Source organism: Romboutsia sp. (assembly GCF_035470145.1).
Lineage (GTDB): Bacteria > Bacillota > Clostridia > Peptostreptococcales > Peptostreptococcaceae > Romboutsia_D.
In genome coordinates this window covers 1-1,795 of sequence record NZ_DATIRC010000346.1, presented here as the reverse complement: position 1 = coordinate 1,795, position 1,795 = coordinate 1, and the positions used below count along the sequence as shown (strand labels likewise).

General features: G+C 27.2%; 2 protein-coding genes and 1 pseudogene. All 3 read right to left on the bottom strand.

What is annotated here, in order from left to right; translation table 11 throughout:
* On the bottom strand, positions 1–566 hold a 566-nt coding region (locus VLM92_RS13955), incomplete at its 3' end, for an ABC transporter ATP-binding protein (RefSeq protein WP_325276937.1).
* Positions 567–739: 173 nt separating this feature from the next.
* Positions 740–1,456: a hypothetical protein gene (locus tag VLM92_RS13950; RefSeq protein ID WP_325276936.1), complete on the bottom strand. Its 717-nt coding sequence runs from the start codon at positions 1,454–1,456 to the stop codon at positions 740–742.
* Positions 1,457–1,521: 65 nt separating this feature from the next.
* Positions 1,522–1,795 (bottom strand): annotated as a pseudogene (locus VLM92_RS13945) (MFS transporter); the annotation flags it as partial.

Here is a 1,795-nt window from a genome sequence, read left to right as displayed (position 1 = left end):
GTTTTCTTTAGCTCATCTTGAAGTGTAAATAATTGCTCTTGAAGAGAAGTTCGAGTTATCGGATCTAGTGCACTAAATGGCTCATCCATTAATATTATTTCTGCACCTGTTGCTATCGCTCTTGCAACACCGATTCTTTGTTGTTGACCTCCACTAAGTTCTGATGGATATTTGTCTATATAATCTTCGTATTTTAGACCTACCATTTCTAAAAGCTCTAGTGTTGTTTTTTCTATTTCTTCTACGGATTTTTCTTTTTTTAACCTGGGAATTAATTCGATATTTTCTTTTATTGTTAAATGTGGGAATAGACCTGTGTTTTGGATAACGTATCCGATTTTTCTTCTAAGTTCAATGGTATTTTCTTTTGATATAGGCTTGCCGTCTATATAAATTTCTCCTGCAGTAGGTTTTATTAGCTTATTGATAAGTTTAAGCGTGGTGGTTTTTCCACATCCACTAGATCCTATTAAAACTACTAATGTACCTTTTTCTATTGAGAAGGTTATATCATCAAGTATGACCTTATTTCCGACTTTTTTTGTTACATTTTTAATTTCTATCATAATTATAATCATCTCCTCCTTAATTTTTGAGCAACTTAACTCTAATATCTCACTGCTTCTACAATTCATTATAGCATTTATTCAGAAAAATGCAAATTTCAATTCATATTTCTTTCATTTTGCATAAAATAAAAGCACCGTAAACTACGATGCTATCAATGTTTTACCTTTTTTTATTTTATTTTTTTAGCTAAATTGTCTATAGCCATTAATCTATCTAAGTAATACCACTTACACTCTCTATCTAAAAGCTTAGCATATTCATTTTTTGATGCATAGTTAGGTGCTTTTTTATTGTAGAATTTAAATTCATTTTTACCCATTTTATTTTTAACTGTTTCATATTTAAGTTCTTTTATAAACTTTGAATCTAAGTACCCAAAGATTTGAACTTTTTCTATTTTATATAAATCTTTAACTAAGTGTCTTTGTATACGATCTTTTTTATCTTGCATTTCTAAGTTTAAATGAATACCTACATAGTAATTTTTTTTATTTTTTTTCCCTTCAAATTCAGCTTTATCTATTATAAGCCTTGTATGAATTTCCTTAGCTATTGCAGTTTTTATACCTATTTTGTGTTTATCTATTGCACTTGCATCTATACCTTTGCTTGTTAAATAATTTGAAAATCCACACTGTGCTATTTTTTCTATAAAGATTCTTTGCATTCCTACTTCCTTTTGAAGTTGGGCATCTTTTATGTCTTTTGGCACTAATTTCATATAGTCATTAGAATTTTCAACACTTTCTTTTGCAAATTCTATACATTTATTTACTTGTTGCGGTGTTACATTAACTGATTTAGTCATTAATTTATCAAATCTTTGCTTTATACCTATATTTTTAACAAATATTTCATACTTGTTGTTTGCTGTTATATAATTCATTTCTTACGTCTCCTTAATTTTTGTATATTATATAATAATACCACATAAAAGCTAATAATATATCTCTATTTTTTACTTCCTATGTGTCCAGCGATTATAGCTATTATACTCATCCCAATAAATACAGTAAAAGAAATTCTATATAAATCTATAGCATTTACATTTATATTTTCAAAAACATAACCTATAAATAAATTTATAACTCCAACTCCTACAAATTCAGATAAATTAACAATACTCATAGCTACTGCACAGTACTTAGAAGTAGTCTTTTCCTTAATATCTGTAAATGTAAATAAGTGCGTTATACTAGCAAATCCTATAATAAAAAATGCTATT